This is a genomic window from Streptomyces sp. NPDC053665 (assembly GCF_055585285.1).
In genome coordinates this window covers 126551-145505 of record NZ_JBVJKK010000001.1, presented here as the reverse complement: position 1 = coordinate 145505, position 18955 = coordinate 126551, and the positions used below count along the sequence as shown (strand labels likewise).

The 18955-nt window shown below is 75.0% G+C and carries 7 protein-coding genes; 4 read left to right on the top strand and 3 right to left on the bottom strand.

Features of this window, described 5'->3' with window-relative positions; all coding sequences use genetic code 11:
• Positions 1–40 precede the first annotated feature (40 nt).
• Positions 41–1237, top strand: coding sequence for a cytochrome P450 (locus ACZ6ZN_RS00505; RefSeq protein WP_469641970.1), 1197 nt, complete (start codon positions 41–43; stop codon positions 1235–1237).
• 78 nt (positions 1238–1315) lie between these two features.
• On the opposite strand, the gene ACZ6ZN_RS00500 is transcribed toward ACZ6ZN_RS00505, so the two are convergent.
• The gene (locus ACZ6ZN_RS00500; RefSeq protein WP_469641968.1) at positions 1316–2602 is read right to left on the bottom strand and encodes a helix-turn-helix domain-containing protein; all 1287 of its coding nucleotides are present in this window, start codon (positions 2600–2602) and stop codon (positions 1316–1318) included.
• 682 nt (positions 2603–3284) lie between these two features.
• On the opposite strand from ACZ6ZN_RS00500, the gene ACZ6ZN_RS00495 reads away from it, so the two are divergent.
• The gene (locus ACZ6ZN_RS00495) at positions 3285–3971 is read left to right on the top strand and encodes a PAS domain-containing protein (RefSeq protein ID WP_398107264.1); all 687 of its coding nucleotides are present in this window, start codon (positions 3285–3287) and stop codon (positions 3969–3971) included.
• Between the two features lie 121 nt (positions 3972–4092).
• Here ACZ6ZN_RS00495 and ACZ6ZN_RS00490 read toward each other — a convergent pair whose 3' ends face one another.
• A complete protein-coding gene (locus tag ACZ6ZN_RS00490) occupies positions 4093–4611 on the bottom strand; it encodes an RNA polymerase sigma factor (RefSeq protein ID WP_469641965.1) in 519 nt (172 codons plus the stop codon).
• Positions 4612–4677: 66 nt separating this feature from the next.
• On the bottom strand, positions 4678–5973 hold the full coding sequence (locus tag ACZ6ZN_RS00485; RefSeq protein WP_469641963.1) for a phthiocerol/phthiodiolone dimycocerosyl transferase family protein: 1296 nt from the start codon (positions 5971–5973) through the stop codon (positions 4678–4680).
• A gap of 472 nt (positions 5974–6445) precedes the next feature.
• On the opposite strand from ACZ6ZN_RS00485, the gene ACZ6ZN_RS00480 reads away from it, so the two are divergent.
• Complete coding sequence (locus ACZ6ZN_RS00480) at positions 6446–15070, top strand: amino acid adenylation domain-containing protein (protein WP_469641961.1); 8625 nt, start codon at positions 6446–6448, stop codon at positions 15068–15070.
• A complete protein-coding gene (locus tag ACZ6ZN_RS00475; RefSeq protein WP_469641959.1) occupies positions 15063–18947 on the top strand; it encodes a type I polyketide synthase in 3885 nt (1294 codons plus the stop codon). The genes ACZ6ZN_RS00480 and ACZ6ZN_RS00475 overlap by 8 nt, the downstream gene beginning before the upstream one ends.
• Positions 18948–18955 lie beyond the last annotated feature (8 nt).

Genomic DNA, 18955 nt, shown 5'->3' with positions numbered 1-18955 from the left:
GCCCACATGGCCGCACCCCCGCACGCCCTCAGGAGTACACATGGCCCACGCCGCCGCCTGCCCCTTCGACTTCAGCGAGCACCTCGCCTTCGACCCCTCCCTCGCGCACCTCATGGCCCAGGGCCCGGTCACCCGCATCCGGCTGTCCCACGGCGAGGCCGAGGCGTGGCTGGTCACCAGCTTCGAGGGGGTGCGCCAGGTGACCACCGACCCGCGCTTCAGCCGGGCCGCCGTCGTCGGCCGGGACTACCCCCGGATGACCCCCGAGCCGATCGTCTCCCCGGAGTCGCTCAACGTCATGGACCCACCGCGCAGCACCCGGCTGCGTCATGCCGCCGCCCGGGCCTTCACACAGAGCAGCGTGAAGGGCATGACACCGGCCATCGAGCAGGTGGCGCACCGACTCGTGGACACGATGGCCGAGAGCGGCCCGCCGGCCGACCTGGCCCGCTGCCTGTCCGAGCCGCTGCCCAACCACACCATCTGCGCGCTGCTGGACGTACCCGACGCGGACCGGCCCCTGATGCTGCGCCTCACCCAGCAGATGCTCACCACCGCGCCCGAGGCCAGACAGGCGGCGGTCGCGGCCAAGCAGCAGCTGCGCGCCTACTTCACCGCGCTCGTCGCCGAACGCCGCAGGGACGGCGGCAGCGACCTCATCACCACCATGGCGGCGTCCGAGCGGGGGGAGGAGCCCCTGAGCGACGACGAACTGGCCGTCCTGGCCCTGACCCTCATCCTCAGCGGCAACGACACGGCCACCTGTCAGATCAGCAACATCGCCTACACCCTGCTGACCCGCCCCGACCTGCGCGCCCTGATGGAGCGCAGTCCCGAGCGGCTGCCCCGGCTGCTGGACGAACTCCTGCGCCACATCCCCTTCCGCAAGGGCGTCGGGATCCCGCGCGTCGCCCTGGAGGACGTGAAGCTGGAGGGTGTGCTGATCCGCGCGGGTGAATTCGTCCACGTCTCCTACCTGGCGGCCAACCGCGACCCGGAGGTGTTCGAGGACCCCGACGCCATCGACGTCGAGCGGGCGCCCCACCCGCACATGACGTTCGGCTGGGGCGGTCACCACTGCGTCGCCAGCACCCTCGCCGTCGCGGAACTGAGAGCCGCGATCGAGGTGCTGTTCACCCGGCTGCCCGGCCTGCGCCTGGCGGTCCCGGCGGAGGAGCTGATCTGGGACACCCGCACGATCCGCCGCTTCCCCGTGGAGCTGCCGGTGGCATGGTGAGGCGACCGGGGGGTGCGGGGCGTGGCGCAGGCGGATGCCCGGTCCCGTCGCCGGGAGCCCACGGCCCCCGCCGCCCGGTCAGAGGCAGGAGTCGCGCCGGTGCTCCGGCCCGGGTCGCTCCCGTGCACCTGCGGCGCGGTCGCGGGGGCGGACGTCGGCCAGGGTCGTGGCCAGGGACTGCCAGACATGGGCTGCCAGATCCACGTTGGCGGACTCCGCCGCCTGCCGCCCCAGCCGGCGCAGCGCCGCGATGCCCTCGTCGGCACGGTCCGCGAGGATCTTCAGGCGGCCGTCGAGAACCGACAGGCGTACACGGTCGCGGTAGGACAGCCGCAGGTCCTCCTCGGTGAGCAGGGCGCGGCTGAGCGCCCTGGCGTCCTCCAACCGCCCCTGGTGGAAGGCGAGATGAGCCTGGAGTGCCCGCATCTCCTGGAGTTGTGCGGGGGTGCCGACGAGTGGGAGGACGGCGGCGGCCTCACCCAGCCGGTGCTCGGCGTCCGCTACGCGGGGCGGTGACGTCTGGAGCGCGGCGGCGGCCGCCGCGAGCCGCAGCCGGGCCCACAGAGCCAAATCGTCCCCGCCGTCCAGCAGGCCCAGGGCCCTTTCCAGGCGCGTCCGGGCGGTCGCGGCGTCACCCTGGCGGTCGCTGACCACCGCGGCCGCCCACAGCGCCTCGGCCGCCAGGGCCGGCGCGGCCTTGGGGAGCAGATCCCGCTCCAGTTCGGCGACATGGCGGCCGGCCGCCTCCAGCTCGCCGAGTGCGGTCTCGACCCCGATCAGCACGGTCAGAGCGGACAGCGTGTCGGCCACGCCGAGGCGCGCGGTGCGCGCCACGGACAGCGCCCCGACGGCCGCCTCCTCGGCCGCGCGCACGTCCCCCAGCGCGCGCGAGCAGCGGGCCAACCGGACACGCGACCGGGCCCGCAGCTCCGCCGCGTCCAACCGGTCGCTCAGGTCGACGAGTTCCGTCAGCGTCCTGCGCTCCCGCTCGTGGTCGCCCTCGCGGCCCGCGGCCCCGCTCAGCAGCCACAGCGCCTGCCAGCGGGCGGCGGGGTCCTCGCCCGCGTCCTCCTCGACCGCGCGGCGCAGCGCCGGTGTGTCGTCCGCGCCGGGCGGTGCGGAGGCGACGGCGGCCAGGATGCCGGTCAGGGACCTGCCGTCGGACGGGCCGGTCAGGGCCGACGGATCGACGCCCAGCCGCTGGGCGAGGTAGGCCACGGCGCGTTCGGTGGGAGGCCGCTCACCGGATTCCAGCCGCGACAGGTATCCCGTCGACATGCCCCGGCCGACCAGTCCGGCCTGGCTCAACCCCCGTGCCAGCCGTAGCCTTTTCAGCCGGCGGCCGAAATGCGGCTGTTCGAGCATCTCCCTCCTCCGGTTCCTCGGCGCCGTCGGCGAGAACTCTGCCGGTCCCGCCTGCCCGGTCGGGCGTGACGATCGCCCACACTGTATGAAGCCCGGCAAGGGGCGACAAGCCATTAAACGCAGGTCAACAGGCCACCGCCCAAGCGTTGTCCGGATGTGCGGCCGTTGTTTGAAAAGCCGCGGACATTGCCCGGATCAAGCCCGTTTCACAGCCTGGTTGACGGGTTGCCCAGGTCACTTGGCAAACCCTTGCCAGAGGAGTTTCCGGCGCTTAATCTCGAAAGCGCCCCCTTGATGTGATCCCGACTTCGTCATGCGGAGGTTCTCGTGCTGAGCAGGTTCCGACCGGGCCTCTCGCGAAGGCCGGAGGTACGGCCCGCGGACCCGGTCCTCGGTCTCCGGTTCGGATCGGACGCCGAGATCGCATGGGCGTGACAACGTTATCCCCGGCAGCCGTGGGCCGTTCGCCTCGGTGCCGCCTCCTCTGCTCACCCTGACCCACCCGGGAGTCCGGCGCCCTCGTGCCGGCCTGCCCGGCAGGACGCGGACACCGGCCCTGGCCACCGGCGAGGTGGTGCACGCCGTCACCGGACGCTCGTCCACACCCAGGCACAGCGCACCGGTCCGCTCCGCGTCCGCTCACCCTTCCCAGCCCGCACGCAGGAAGAAGGACGGTACGTCCGTGGCGACCACGAGTTTCCCCGACGCCTCGCCCCGCAAGAACCGGACGGCCGCCGCGGCCGCCCCCGCCCGCCGTGGCCCGACCGGCGACGGCCCCCCGGGAGGCGCCGCTTCGGCGGGTGCCTGCACGGCCCACGTCTCGCCCGGCGACCCGGTCGTCACCGCCGCCGAACCGGAATTCGCCGGCCAATTCGGGCTGACCGCCGACGAGATATGCGGGCACAGCCTTCTCGACCTTCTCCGTTCGCCCTTTCCCGCACGGCTCCGGGAGAAATTCGCGGCCCTTTCCGCAGGGCGTCTTCGGCGGTTCACGGAAAAGGCGACCGGCCGGGACGGCGACGGCCGTGATTTCCCGGCGGACGTCACCGCGGTCGCCGTCCGGGAACCGGCGGGCGGCATCGTCGGCGTCGTCGTCCTGCTGCGCAGGGCCGAACACGCCCGGCCCGGCGGGCCGGTGCTCAGCGCCCTCGACGCACAGGTCCTGGAGGGGGTGGCGAGCGGTGAGTCCACGGTGCAGCTGGCCTCCCGTCTCTATCTGAGCCGTCAGGGAATCGAGTACCGCGTCGGGCAGATGCTGCGGCGCTTCGACGCGCCCAACCGCCCCGCCCTGGTGGCGCGGGCCCACGCACTCGGGATGTTCGCACCGGGGCAGTGGCCCCCGCGCGTCCTTGCGGAGCACGTGCGCTGAGGCGGCACACGGGCGGCGGTGATCGGACCGTGCGCCGGTGCGGTCCCGGGGCGCCGGATCCCGGGCGGCCGTGGCGGTGGGAGGGGCACCGCCACGGCCGCGCTTCGTGGGTGACCCGGCGTCAGGCCGCCGACGGCTGCCACGCCTCCTGGAAGCGGCGGCGGGCCCGGAACAGGCGCGAGCGGACGGTGCCCACGGGCAGGGCGAGCACCTCCGCCATCTCCTCCTCGTTGAGCCCGTAGGCACGCAGGGTCAGCACCTGCCGGTGCGCCCGGGACAGACGCTCCAGCACATCGCTGATGTGCACCGCGTCCAAGGGGTTGGCCTCCTGCCGGGAATCCACCTCGGAGCAGCAGCGCTCCTCGCCGTAGCGCCTGGCGGTGCGGACGGCCTCGCGGACCGTCACCGAGCGCACCCAGCCGTAGAACGCCGCCGGTTCGCGCAGCGAACCCAGACCGCGGTAGATGGCGAGCAGCGCCTCCTGCGTGGCGTCGGCGCCGTCGTCGTGGGTGATGGACCGGCAGATGCGCGCGACGTACGGCGTGATGCCGGTCAGCAGGTGGTTCATCGCGTGCTCGTCACCCGCTTGCGCGCGGGGGAGCAGCGTCAGGGGGGAGGGGAGTTCGCTGACGGTGGTCATGTCGGTCACGGGTTCCTCGTCGGCGGCGGGGGAGCGGGGAGAGGCCCTGGTCGGCCCGGGCCGTGGTCAGCCCGTGGCGGCGCGGCCGGGTGCCGCCGCGCTCGCGAGGCGGAGCAGCCCGGCGCGGACGTCGTCGCGGAAGGCGCTCATGAAGGCCGGGCTGTAACAGGCGGTGGAGTGGGGGAACTCGACGGACAACCGCCCCTCGAAGGAGACGACGCACGCCATGACGGGGCTGCGTCCCGCCTGCGGGAAGTAGTGCTCGCGGGCCGGCACCAGACGCACGTCGGCCGCCCGCAGTCCCGCCGGCAGCCGCGGGCCCGGGACGACGCCCATGTTGGTCACGATCACGGTGGCCAGTTGCAGCGCGGGGGTGCGGGGGATCTCGGGCGTGATGCGCAGTTCGTGGAAGTGGTCGCCGCGGGCGAGGAAGTCGCTCAGGCGGCCGTGCACGGTACGCGCGAGGTCCAGCGGCTCGGCCGTGCCCGACACGTCGAGGGTCTGCAAATGGGTGGTGACCGCGGGCACCAGGGCGGAGGCGGGCAGCGGCGGGGACAGCCGGGAGCGCAGATCCACGGGGGAGAGGCAGCCGAGGGTGCGGGGGCCGTCGCCGTCCAGCCGCCGCCGGGCCGTGCCCAGCAGCGTCGCGGCGATCAGGGCGTGGACGGAGACGCCCGCGTCGCGTGCCCTCCGCCGCAGTCGCGAGGTGTGCTCGGCGTCCAGGGTCAGCCGGCGCACCTCGATCTGCCCGGCCCCGTCGCCGTGTCCGCCGGCCGTGGCGTCGTAGGGCACCAGCTCGACCGGGTGGCTCCGCACGTCGTGCAGACGGGCGTCCAGGTACTTCGCCGTGTCGGCGGCGTCGGCGTCGGGCACCAGCCGGCTGACGGGCTCGGGCCAGCCCGGCGAGCCGGAGCCGGCGGGGGCGGGCTCCCCCTCGACCAGGGCCCGGTAGCGGTCCCACAGCGCGTTGTGCAGTGCGATGCTGCTGTGCCCGTCGACGACGGTGTGGTCCACCACCAGGACGAACAGGTGGCTCTCGCCGTCCGGGGCGCTGACCAGGACGGCCCGGCTCAGCGGTCCCCCGACCGGGAGGGGCCGGTTCAGCTCCGCCGCGTAGGCCTCCGTCTCCTCACCGGTCCGGGTGATCAGCCGGGGCCGCTCGTCCTCGCCGAGCACGCGCAGCAGGTGCGCCGTGCCGTCCTGCTCGATGCGGGACCGCAGCGGCGGGTTCGTCTCCGTCATGGCGTCGAACGCGGCCGACAGCGCCGCGACGTCCACGTGTCCGCGCAGCGTGCAGGACAGCACGGCCCTGCTTCTCTGGCCCACGTAGAGCGTCTCGACCGGACACAGCGCACGGTGCATGCCGTCAGCCTTCTTTCCGTCGTCCATCCCGGGGTTCCACGGCCCCGGATCGGGTCGGCCGCCGCGGCTCTCCGCGGGGCGCAGGGGGCTCTTCGAGAGTGCACGGCGGAACACGTCCCGATCCAGCCGAGAACGCGGTGGCGAGGCAAGTCGCGTGATTTCCCTAGAAGTTGCCGGGGCCGGAGCACTCCCCGGACCCGCGCATTCCAGGGAAACCCCTAAGGGAGACCGCCACGGCCCGGTGGCGCTTGACCCGGCCGGTTCGGGTGACGCACCGTGATGTGCCGTGAAACCGGGGCCGGGTGAGGTGCCTCCCCCCGCCCCGGCGTGCGACCTCCGTCCCGCCCCTGTCGGCCGCCGGTCCGGCGCGTACACCCGCGCGAGGACCGCGCGGAGCGGTGGCCGCACCCGTCCGATCCGGCCGGGCCATCGCCGTCCGGGACACAACGGCTAGTCACGTGAGGGTTGTGCCATGTCACTCCGCGAGGACGAACGTCGACCGCTGTCCGGAGCCCAGGAGGGCCTCTGGTACGCCGGGCGGCTCGCACCGGACAGCGCCGCGTACAACACCGCGGAGGCGGTGGAGATCCACGGACCCCTCGACACCGGCCTGTTCGAAGCCGCGCTGCGGCGCACCGTGGGCGAGGCGGACACCTTCGCCCTGCGCTTCGCCGAGACCGACGACGGCCCCCGCTGCCACACCGCCGCCGACGCCGACGACTGGGCCCTGCACCGGGTCGACGTCAGCGGCACCGAGGACCCCGAGGCGGCCGCCTGGGCACACGTGCGCGCCGACCTCGCGGCGCCCGCGGACCTGGAGAAGGGCCCGCTGTTCGCCCACACCCTGCTGACGCTGGCCCCCGACCGCCACCTGTGGCTGCTGCGGGCCCACCACATCCTCCTCGACGGCTACAGCTACAAGCTGCTCGGACGGCGGCTGGCCGAGACGTACAACGCGCTGTCCGAGGGGCGCGAACCGGAGCCCTGCGGCTTCGCGCCGGTGAGCCGCCTCCAGGCGGAGGAGGCCGCCTACCGTGCCTCCGAGGTCCACGTCCGCGACCGCGACCACTGGGCGCAGCGCCTGTCCGCCCTGCCGGAGCCCGCCCGGCTCACCTCCCGCACGGCCGCTCCCACCGCGCCCTTCCTGCGCCGCACCGCCGAACTGACGCCCGCCGAGACCGACATCCTCGACGCGGCGGCCGCCCGGCTCGGCGTGCAGCGCACCGACCTGCTGACCGCGGCCACGGTCGCCTATCTGCACCGGATGACCGGCGCCGACGACCTGGTGCTGGGCATGGCCACCATGAGCCGCCTGGGCAGCGCCGCCCTGCGCACCCCCGGCACCGCCTCCGACGTGCTGCCGCTGCGCGTGACCGCCACTCCCGGCACGCCCCTGGGAGAACTGGTGCGGGCTGTCGCCCAGGAGCTGAAGGCCCTGCGCCGGCACCAGCGCTACCGCGGCGAGTACCTCCGCCGGGACCTGGGGCTGCTGGGCACCGGACGCCGGCTGTACGGGCCGGTGCTCAACATCGTGCCGTTCGACGAGTCGCCGGTCTTCGGCGGCCACCTCACCACCTGGCACCACCTGTCCGGGGGAGCCGTCGACGACCTGCAGATCTCGGTGCGCCCCGGAGGCCGGAGCGGCGGGCTGTGGCTGGCCTTCGACGCCAATCCCGCCCTGTACGAGGAGGACGAACTCGCCCTGCACCGCGACCGGTTCCTCGCGGTGCTGCGCCGCGTCGCCGAGGCCGCCCCGGCGGCACCGCTGGGCGACCTGGACGTGCTGCTGCCGGGGGAGCACCCCGAGGACACGCCCGTGCACACGTATCCCGTGGAGCGGACCCTCACGGAGGTGTTCGAGGAGCGGGCGGCGGCCGCGCCGGAGCGGACCGCCGTCAGCTGCGGGGACGAGCGGCTCACCTACGGCGCGCTCAACGCCGAGGCCAACCGGCTCGCCCGGCTGCTCACCGAGCACGGCGCGGGCCCCGGCCGGGTCGTGGCGCTGGCCCTGGAACGCGGCGTGCGGCTGCTGCCCGCCCTGCTGGCCGTCCTGAAGACCGGTGCCGCCTACCTCCCCCTGGACCCCGGCCACCCGGCCGGACGGCTGCGGCTGGTCGTCGAGGACGCGGCCCCCGTCGTCCTCGTCACCGAGCACGCCCATGCCCACCTCGCCTCCGGCGCGCTGCCCGCCGTCCTCCTCGACGACCCCGAGGTCGCGGCGGACCTCGCCCGCCGCTCCGGCGCCGACCTGAGCGACACCGAGCGCCACGGGCCGGTGAGCCCGTCCGACACCGCCTACATCATCCACACCTCCGGGTCCACCGGACGCCCCAAGGGCGTGCCCGTCCCGCACGCGAACGTCGTGCGGCTCTTCGCCGCCGCGGCCGAGCACTTCGACTTCCGTGCCGACGACGTCTGGACGCTGTTCCACTCCTACGCCTTCGACTTCTCCGTCTGGGAGATCTGGGGCGCCCTGCTGCACGGCGGCCGGGTCGCCGTCGTGCCGTACGCCGTCAGCCGCTCCCCCCGCGAGCTGCTGGAACTGCTGCGCCGCGAGGGGGTGACCGTCCTCAGCCAGACGCCCTCCGCGTTCGAGCAACTCGTCGAGGCGGACGCCGAACGGGGCGGCGACACCGCGCGGTTGCGCTACGTCGTGTTCGGCGGCGAGGCCCTGCGCCCGGCGCGGCTGCGCCCCTGGGTGCACCGGCACGGCCTGGACCGCCCGGCACTGGTGAACATGTACGGCATCACCGAGACCACCGTCCACGTCACCCACCACCGTCTCACCCGGGCCGACCTGGACGACCCGCGCCGGGGCAGCGTCATCGGCACCCCGCTCGCCGACCTGCGCGTGCACCTGCTCGACCCGCAGGGCCGCCCGGTGCCGCCCGGCGCGACCGGCGAGATGTACGTGTCCGGCGCCGGCGTCGCCGCCGGCTACCTGAACCGGCCGGAGCTGACCGCCGAACGGTTCCTCGACGACCCCTACGGCCCGCCCGGCACCCGCATGTACCGTTCGGGCGACCTGGCCCGCCGCCGCCCCGACGGCACCCTCGACTACCTGGGCCGTGCCGACTCCCAGGTGCAGTTGCGCGGCTTCCGCGTCGAACCCGGCGAGATCGAGGCCGTCCTCGCCACCCACCCCGGGGTCGCCCGCGCCGCCGTCGTCCCCCGCCGGGCTCCCAACGGCGCCCTGCACCTCGTCGCCTACACCGTCCCCGCGGGCGGGGCCCCCGCGAGCCCCGCCGCCCTGCGGGCCCACGCCGCGGCCCACCTGCCCGAGCACATGGTTCCCGCCGTGTGCGTCCCGGTGGACGCGCTGCCGCTCACCGCGAACGGCAAACTCGACACCGAGGCACTGCCCGTCCCCGACTTCACCGCGGCCGCCTCCGGCACCCACCCCGAGACGCCGCAACAAGCCCTGGTGTGCGCGCAGTTCGAGGACGTGCTGAAGCTGCCCCCCGGCACCGTGGGCACCGACGACGGCTTCTTCGACCTGGGCGGCGACTCCCTGCTCGCCACCCGGCTGCTGGCCCGGATCCGGCAGGCCACCGGCGCCGAGATCCCCATCACCGCACTGTTCGACGCGCCCACCCCGGCCGCCCTCGCCCAGCGGCTCACGGTGACGGACGACGCCCCGCCCCGCCCGGCCCTCGGCGACACCGTACGCCCGCAGCGGGTGCCGTTGTCCTTCGCACAGGAACGCATGTGGTTCCTGAACCGGTTCGACGACGGAGCGGCCACCTACAACATCCCGCTCCTCGTCCCGGCCGGCGCCGGCCTCGACACCGAGGCGCTCCGGTCGGCCCTCGGCGACCTGGCCGACCGGCACGAGAGCCTGCGGACGGTGATCGCCGAGCACGACGGAACGGCGTACCAGCGCATCCTGCCGCCGGGGGAACTGCGTCCGGTACTGCGCCGCGTCGACTGCCCCGCCACCGAGACCGCCGCCCACGTCCGCGCCGCCTTGCGGCACCGCTTCGACCTCACCGCCGAAAGCCCCCTCGCCGCCTGGTTGCTGGGCACCGGCAGCGACCGCGTGCTGCTGTTCGTCCTGCACCACAGCGCGGCCGACGGCTGGTCGCTCGGCCCCTTCGCCGACGACCTGGGCACCGCCTACGCGGCCCGCCGGGACGGCAGGGCGCCCGAGTGGACGCCGCTGCCCGTCCAGTACGCCGACTACGCCCTGTGGCAGCGCGCCCTGCTGGCCCCCGAACCGGACGGCCCAGGGCGGCTGGAGCAGCTCACCGAGCACTGGCGCACCGCACTGGACGGCCTGCCCGAGGAGTGCACCCTGCCCGGCGACCGGCCGCGTCCCGCCGCGCCGCGCGGCGGCGGCGCACACGTCGAGACCACCGTCGCCGCCGACCTGCACCACGCCTTGCTGCGCCTCGCCGACCGCGAGGGCGCCAGCCTGTTCATGGTGCTCCACGCCGCCGTCAGCGCCCTGCTCACCCGCTGCGGCGCCGGCGAGGACATCGTCCTCGGCACGCCCGTCGCGGGCCGCACCGAACCCGCCCTCGACCAGCTGATCGGGCTGATCACCAACACGCTGGTCCTGCGGGCCGACACCTCCGGCGACCCCGCCTTCCGCGACCTCCTCGCCCGGCTGCGCACCGCCGACCTGGCCGCCCTGGACCACCAGGACCTGCCCTTCGACCGGCTGGTGGAGGAACTCAACCCCGCCCGCACACCCGGGCGCCACCCGCTGTTCCAGGTGATGCTGGCCCTGCAGAACAACACCCCCGCCGTCCTCGAACTGGACGGTCTGCGCACCGAGTTGCGGCCCACGGCCACCGGCACCGCCAAGTTCGACCTCTTCGTGGACATGCTGGAACGCCGTGCCCCCGACGGCACGCCCGGCGGACTGACCCTGCACGTCGAGTACGCCACCGACCTCTACGACGCCGAAACCGCCGAGGCGTTCGCCCACGCCCTGCACGACACCCTGCGCACGGTGGTCACCGACCCCGGCGTCCGGCTCGGGGAACTGCCCGCGCTCCCCGAGCGCACCCCCGCCGCGGCCGGGCCCGACCTCGCGGAACTGGAGCAGGCGGCCCTCGCGGTGCCCGGCATCCGCGAGGCCCACGCCCTGCCCGGAACCGACGGCGCCCCCGCGCACCTGTACGTGGTGCCGTCACGGCCGGACGCCGCCGAGCACCTCGAGACCGCCCTGGACCGCACGGGGCACGGCACGGTCCGCGTCACGGCCGTCAACCTGCTGCCCCGTGCGCAGGACGGCACCGTGGACACCGCGGCCCTGCGCGCCCTGCCCGCCGTCGACCGCACCGCCGCCGGCGCATGGCGCGAACGGCTGGTCCGGATCCCGGGCGTCACGGCCGCCGAGGTGTCGGTCGAGACCACGGCGGAGGAACTCGGCCGCCGCCACGCCGGCCTGCACGGCCCCACCGCGCAGCCCGCGTCCGCCCCTGCCCGCACAGCACCCCGCTCCACCGTCCCCGCCGTCAGCGAGGGCCCCGCCCTGGCCGAACCCTCGGTGGCAGGCTGGGCGGAGGCCCTGCGCCGCGCCGCCGAACAGGGCCGGGGCGACATCGTCCACGTCCACCCGGACGGCACCGAACACCGGCGCAGCTACGCCTCCTTGATCCCCGAGGCGTCCCGCGTGCTCGCCGGACTGCGCCGGGCGGGCCTGCGCCCCGGTGACCAGGTGATCCTCCAGTGCGACGCGACCGAGGACTTCCTCGCCGTACTGTGGGGCTGCGTCCTCGGCGGTTTCGTCGCCGTCCCGCTCACCGTGCCCACCGGCTACGACACCCCCTCCGCGGCGCTCACCAAGCTGGAGGGCATCTGGCGGATGCTCGGCCGGCCCTGGATCGTCTGCTCCGCCGCCCGCGAGGCCGGACTGCGCGAGGTCGCGGCCCGGCAGGACTGGCCCGGACTGCGGCTCACCACGGCCGACGCCCTGCGCGAGGCTCCCGAGGACCACGACTGGCACCCGGCCGGCCCGGACGACCTGATGCTGATGCTCATGACGTCCGGCAGCACCGGCCTGCCCAAGGCGGTGCGCCTGACCCACCGCAATGTGCTGACCCGCTCCGCCGCCACCGAGCAGATGAACGCGCTCGGCCCGGACGACGTGTCCCTCAACTGGATCCCGCTCGACCACGTCACCGGCGTGGTGATGTTCCACCTGCGCGACGTGTACCTCGGCTGCCGCCAGATCCACGCCCCCACCCCCTGGATCCTCCAGGACCCGCTGCGCTGGATGGACCTCGCCGACCGGCACCGGGTCACCGTCACCTGGGCGCCCAACTTCGCCTTCGGGCTCCTCGCCGGGCAGGCCGACCGCTTCGCCGGACGCACCTGGGACCTCTCGCCCATGCGGCTGGTGATGAACGCCGGCGAGGTCGTCGTCGCCTCCGCCGCCCGCCGGTTCCTGCACACGCTGGAGCCGTTCGGCCTGCCGCAGGACGTGATGCACCCCGGCTGGGGCATGTCCGAGACCTGCTCCGTGGTCACCGACGCCGTCCTTCCCGCCGAACCCCGACCGGACGAAGGGATGTTCGTCAGCTGCGGGCGGCCCTACCCCGGGTTCGCCATGCGGGTCGTCGACGAGCAGGGCCGCGTCCTCGCCGAGGGCGAGGCGGGCCGGTTCCAGGTCCGCGGCACCTCCGTCACCGGCGGCTACCACGACAACCCCGCCGCCAACGCCGAGGCGTTCACCGACGACGGCTGGTTCGACACGGGCGACCTGGCGTACCTGCGGGCCGGCGAGCTCCACATCACCGGGCGGGCCAAGGACGTCATCATCGTCAACGGCGTCAACCACTACAGCCACGAGATCGAGGCCTGCGTCGAGGAACTTCCCTTCGTGGAACGGAGTTTCACCGCGGCGGTGGCCGTGCGCTCCGAACCCTCGTCGCCCACCGACGAACTGGCCCTGTTCTTCCACCTCGAGCCCGAGGTCACCGCCGAAGCCCTGCGCGAGATCGCCGGGAAGGTCACCCGGGAGATCGGCGTCAGCCCGGCCTTCCTCGTCCCGGTGGCGCGCGAGACCGTCCCCAAGACGGAGATCGGCAAGATCCAGCGGACCAGACTGCGCAAACGCTTCGAAGCGGGCGAGTTCGACGCCGAGGTGTGCCGCACGCAACTACTGCTGGGCACCGCGGCCACGGTCCCCGACTGGTTCCTGCGGCCGGTGTGGCAGCGGGTGGAGCACCCCGGCGCCCGTCCCGCGGCACCCGGACGGCACACCCTCGTCCTGGCCCGGCCCCAGGACGCCCTGGCCCGGCGGCTCGCCGACGCGCTCCGCGAGAGCGGCGGCCGCTGCACCCTGGCCGAGACCGGTACGGCCTACGCGCGCCTGGACGCGGCCCACTACCGCGTCCGGCCCGGCGAGGAGAGCGACCACACCGCACTGCTGGACCGGCTGGAGCGCGACCAGCGCCCGGTCGACGCCGTGCTGTACCTCGGCGCACCGCCCGCTGCCGACGCCGTGGAGCCGTACGACACGACCGGCGCGGAGGAACTGCTCGCCCTCGCCCGGGCCCTGACCGCACGGCCGGAACCCTCCGGGCCCGTCGACCTGGTGTACGTGACGGCCGGGGCCCAGGCCGTACGCCCCGGCGAACCCGCCCACCCCGCCCACGCCCTGTGCGGCGCGCTGCTGAAGTCGCTGAGCGAGGAGTGCGGCCCGTTGCGCGCCACGCACCTCGACCTGCCCCTGGACAGCGGCACGGACCCGCTGACCCACCTCCTCACCGAGGCGGCGGCCGCGACCGGCGACACGGACGTGGCGTACCGCGACGGGCAGCGGTACGTACGCCGCCTCGCGCCCCTGCCCGACACCCCGCCCCGCGCCGGACAGCCCTCACCCGACGGCTTCACCCTGCTCACCGGCGGACTGGGCGGCGTCGGCGCCGAACTCGCCGCCCATCTGCTGCGCACCCCCGGCACCCGGCTGCTCGTCGTCGGCCGCACGCCACGGCCCGACGGCCGGGTCCTGACCCGCCTGCGCGAACGGGGCGAGGTCCGCTACACCCCGGCCGACGTCACCGACGAACAGCAGATGCGCGACGCGGTCGAGGCCGCCGCCGCGGCGTGGGGCGTGCCCCTGGGATCGGTGCTGCACCTGGCCGGCACCCTCGTGGAACGCCCCGTGGGGGAGCTGGACACGGCCACCTGGCGCCGGGCGCTGGAGGCGAAGGTGCGCGGGACGTGGACGCTGCACCGGCTCACCGAGGACCATCCGGTGACCTCCTTCGTCACCTTCTCCTCGGTGAACGGCTTCTTCGGCGGTGCCATGAACGCCGCCTACGCCGCCGCCAACGCCTACCTGGACGCCCTCGCCCAGCACCGCCGCGGCCTCGGCCTGCCCGCGCAGTCCCTGGCGTGGAGCATGTGGCGCGAGCGCGGCATGAGCCGCGGGTACAGGCTCACCGCGCTCACCGAGGCCCGCGGCTACCGGCTGCTCGACACCCCCGCCGCGCTGCGCTCGTTCGATCTGGCCCGCTCCCTGGACGAGCCGCACCTGCTCATCGGCGCCGACCGCACCGCCCCCTGGGTCGGCAGCCACGTCGTGGCGCCCGTGCGCGCCACGCGGCGGCTGGCCGGGCGCGTCGGTCTCGAGGACGGCACCGACCTGGGCGCCCTGTACCAGGCGGCGGGCGAAGGCGCCCGTGCGGCCGGGCCGTCCGACGCGTGGGTCCTGCGTTCCACGGGCACCGCGGCCGGAGCGGACCGCACGGAGACGGGCGAGCACCTGCGCGAGCTGGAGCGCCGGCTCGCCGAGGTCTGGTGCCGGGTCCTGGGCCGCGACCGGGTGGGCCGGGACGACAACTTCTTCGACCTGGGCGGCAATTCCCTGCTGCTCGTCACCGCGCAGACAGCCGTCAACCGCGCCTTCGGCACCGAACTGCCGGTGGTCGACCTGTTCGCGCACCCCACCGTGCGGGACCTGGCACGCCACCTGGCGGCCACCGCCACCGGCCCCACGGGGACCGCCGCACCGGCGGTCCGGGCGGCGCCCCGGCCCGAGCCGGCCGGCCTGGACCGCGCCAAGGCACAGGCGCAGCGGCAGCGGGCCGCGCGCGCACGCCGCTCCGCCCGGCACGGCGGGGACCGCGGCCGTGCCTGACCGGGACGACTCGGGCCCGTACACCACCGAACCGGGAAAGGACGAGGCACACGCCGTGCACGACACCAGCACCCCCCAGGCCGAGGACCTCCCCGCCGTCGCCGTCATCGGCATGGCGGGCCGCTTCCCCGGCGCCGACGACCTCGACGCCTTCTGGGACAACCTCGCAGCCGGCCGCGAATCCGTACGGCCCGTCACCGACGAGGAGTTCCTCGCCGCGGGCGGCGACCCGAGCGACCTGGACGATCCCGCACTGGTCCGGAAGGTGTCCGTCGTCGAGGGCATCGACCGCTTCGACTCCGGCTTCTTCGGCTACAGCCCCGCCGAGGCCGCCGTCGTCGACCCGCAGCAGCGGCTGCTGCTGGAGGTGGCGTACCACGCCCTGGAGGACGCCGGCTGCCTGGGCTCGGAGCGGACGGGCGAGGCGTTCGGCGTGTACGCGGGAGCCGGCGACAGCCGCTACTACCCGGCCCACGTCCACCCGCGCTTCGCCGGGCAGCCCGGCTCGGTGGCGCTCGTCCACGCGGCCACCGCCAACTCCCTCGGCACGCTCGCCACGCGCGTCTCCTACGAACTCGGCCTCACCGGGCCCAGCGTGTCCCTCCAGACGGCCTGCTCGACCGCGCTGGTCGCCGTGCACACCGCCTGCCAGGACCTGCTCGACCACCGCTGCGACACCGCGCTCGCCGCCGCCGTCTCCCTCAACCCCTCGGCCGCCCTCGGCTACCGTCACGTGCCCGACGGACCCTTCTCGCCCGACGGCCACTGCCGCGCCTTCGCCGCGGACGCCGCCGGCACCTCCTCGGGCGACGGCGTCGGGGCCGTGGTGCTGAAACGGCTGGAGGACGCCCTCGCCGACGGCGACCGCATCCGCGCCGTCATCCGCGGCAGCGCCGTCAACAACGACGGCCGCCGCAAGGTCGGCTTCAGCGCGCCCAGCGCCGCCGGGCAGAGCGAGGTCATCCTCGCCGCGCAGGCCCAGGCGGAGGTCGACGCCGGCACGATCGGGCTGGTCGAGGCGCACGGCACCGCCACCCGGCTCGGCGACCCCATCGAGGTGTCCGCCCTGACCGAGGCGTTCCGGCAGAGCACGCCCCGCACCGGGTTCTGCGCACTCGGCTCGGTCAAGACCAACATCGGCCACCTGGGAGCCGCCGCCGGCATCGCCGGCCTCATCAAGGCCGTCCTCGCCCTGGAGCACCGGCAGATCCCGCCCAGCCTGCACTTCGACCGCCCCAACCCGCTCATCGACTTCGACGCGAGCCCCTTCCGCGTGCCCACCGCCCTGGAGGACTGGCCCGCGGGCGAACACCCCCGCCGCGCCGCCGTCAGCGCCTTCGGCATCGGCGGCACCAACGCCCACGTCATCCTGGAGGAGGCCCCGCCCACCGCTCCCGGCGCGCCCCGCCCGCCCGAGGACGGCCGCCGCCTGGTGCTGCCGCTGTCCGCCCGGACCGCCGGCGCCCTGAGCGGGCAGGCCGAGGCACTCGCACGGCACCTCGAACGCCGCCCGGAGCTGCGGCTGGACGACCTCGCCCACTCCCTGCGCACCGACCGGCCCGCGCTGAACCACCGGCTCACCGTCACGGCCGCCTCCCGCGCGGAGGCCGTCGGCGCACTGCGCTCCGCCGCCGCGACCACCCCGCCCCTGACCGGGGAACCGCCCCGCGTGGCGTTCCTGCTGCCCGGCGGCGGCACCCAGTACCCGGGCATGGGAGCGGAGCTGTACGGTGACCACACCGTCTACCGCGACACCGTCGACGAGTGCGCCCGCATCCTGCGGCCCGTCCTCGGCGCCGACCTGCGCACCGCCCTGTTCGAGGAACGGCGGCCCGACGACACCTCCGCCTTCCTCGGCCTGGTGGTCACCGAGTACGCCCTGGCCCGCACCCTCATCGAGTCGGGCGTACGCCCCGACGCGCTGATCGGTCACTCGCTCGGCGAGTACACGGCCGCCTGCCTGGCCGGCGTCATCGACCTGGCGGACATGCTCCCCCTGGTCACCGAACGCATCCGGCTCATCGCCTCCGCCGGGGGTGCCACGCTCGGCGTCGCCGCCCCGGCCGAGGAGATCGCGCCGCTGCTCGGCGACGACCTGTCCCTGGCCGCCGTCAACGGGCCCGGCGCCTGCACCGTCGCCGGGCACCTCGACGCCGTCACCCGCCTGGAGGCCGAACTCGCCCGCCGGGGCGTGCCGTTCCGCCGTCTGCGCATCCCCGTCGCGGCCCACTCCCACGTCCTGGACCCGGTCCTCCCCGCCTACGAGACCCACTTGCGCCAGGTCACCCTGCGCCCGCCGCGCATCCCCTACGTCACCAACGTCACCGGCACCTGGGTCACCGACGCCCAGGCCACCTCCGTAGGGCACTGGCTCGACCACACCCGCCGCACCGTGCGGTTCGCCGACGGCATCAGCGCGCTGTGGGACCGGCTGCACCCCGTCCTGGTGGAGATCGGCCCGGGCGACACCCTGACCAAGCTGGCCACCGGCCGGCTCACCGACCAGGCGCCGGTGACGGTCACCACCATGCGCCACGCGAAGGCCGAGGCCTCCGACGGGTTCGTCCTCGCCGAGGCACTGGGGCGGCTGTGGAGCGCGGGCGTGGACAGCGCCCTGCCCCCGGTCCCCGGCACACCCCGGCGGGTCCCGCTGCCGCCCTACGCCTTCGAACGCCGGCGCCACTGGATCGACGCCCCCGGCGCACGCACCGGCCCCGCCACCGACGACACCCCGGCCACGGCCGCCACCGGTCTCGCCCCCCGGCCCCGGCTCACCACGGAGCACGTCCCCCCGCGCACCGACCGCGAACGCGAGGTGACCCGCCTGTGGGAGGAGATCCTCGGCATCGGCGGTATCGGCCTGCACGACAACTTCTTCGACCTCGGCGGCGATTCGATGCGCGCCGTGCTGCTGGCGGGCCGGCTGCGCCAGTCGGGTGTGCTCGACGTGCCGGCGGCCGCCCTGCTGGCCGCGCCCACCGTCGCCGGGATCCTCGCCGCGACCGTCGAGAACGACCCGAAGGCCCAGGAGCCGGCGCCCACCGCCCTCGGCCCGCTGCTGCCGCTGCGTCCCGAAGGCGCCGCCGGCCCCCTGTTCTGCGTCCACCCCGGCGCGGGCGTTGCCTGGCGCTACACGGGTCTGCTGCCGCATCTCGGCGGCGACCAGCCCGTCTACGGCATCCAGGCCGCCGGACTCGACGGCACGACCCCGCCCGCGCCGGACGCCACCGCCATGGTCGCCCACTACCTCGACCTGGTCCGCCAGGTGCAGCCGCAGGGCCCGTACCGCCTGCTGGGCTGGTCGTACGGCGGTTTCGTCGCCCACGCCATGGCCTGTGCGCTCCAGCGCGACGGCGAGCGCGTCGAGCTGCTCGCCATGCTCGACGCGCCCCAGCCGCACGGCACCGCCCACGACCCCGACGCGGCCGAACGCCAGGTGGCGGCCCTGCTGTCCCGGGTGGCGGGCCTGCCCGTCGACCAGGCGCCCGTGGAGACCGTCCTGGACCGCATCGACGCCCGCGTCGCGGCCGACCCGTCGAGTGTCCCCGTCACCCGCGCCGAGGCCGCCGCCATCGCCGCCGTCATGCGCAACAACCTGCGCATCGCACCGCAGTTCGCGCCCGGCGTCTTCCGTGGTGACGTGCTGTTCTTCAGCGCCTCCGAGGAGCGGCACACCGATTTCCCGGCCGACCTCGCGGTACTGCCCGGCAAGGCCGACAGCTGGCGGCCGTACGTCGACGGGACCCTGCACGACCACCGCGTGCCCTGCGGCCACTACGAGATGACCGAACCCGAACCGATCGCCCGCATCGGCGAGGCGGTCGCCAAGGCCCTGCGCGGCCTCGGCGACCGGCCCGCCGCATCCCCTTCCCCGTGAACCCGCGT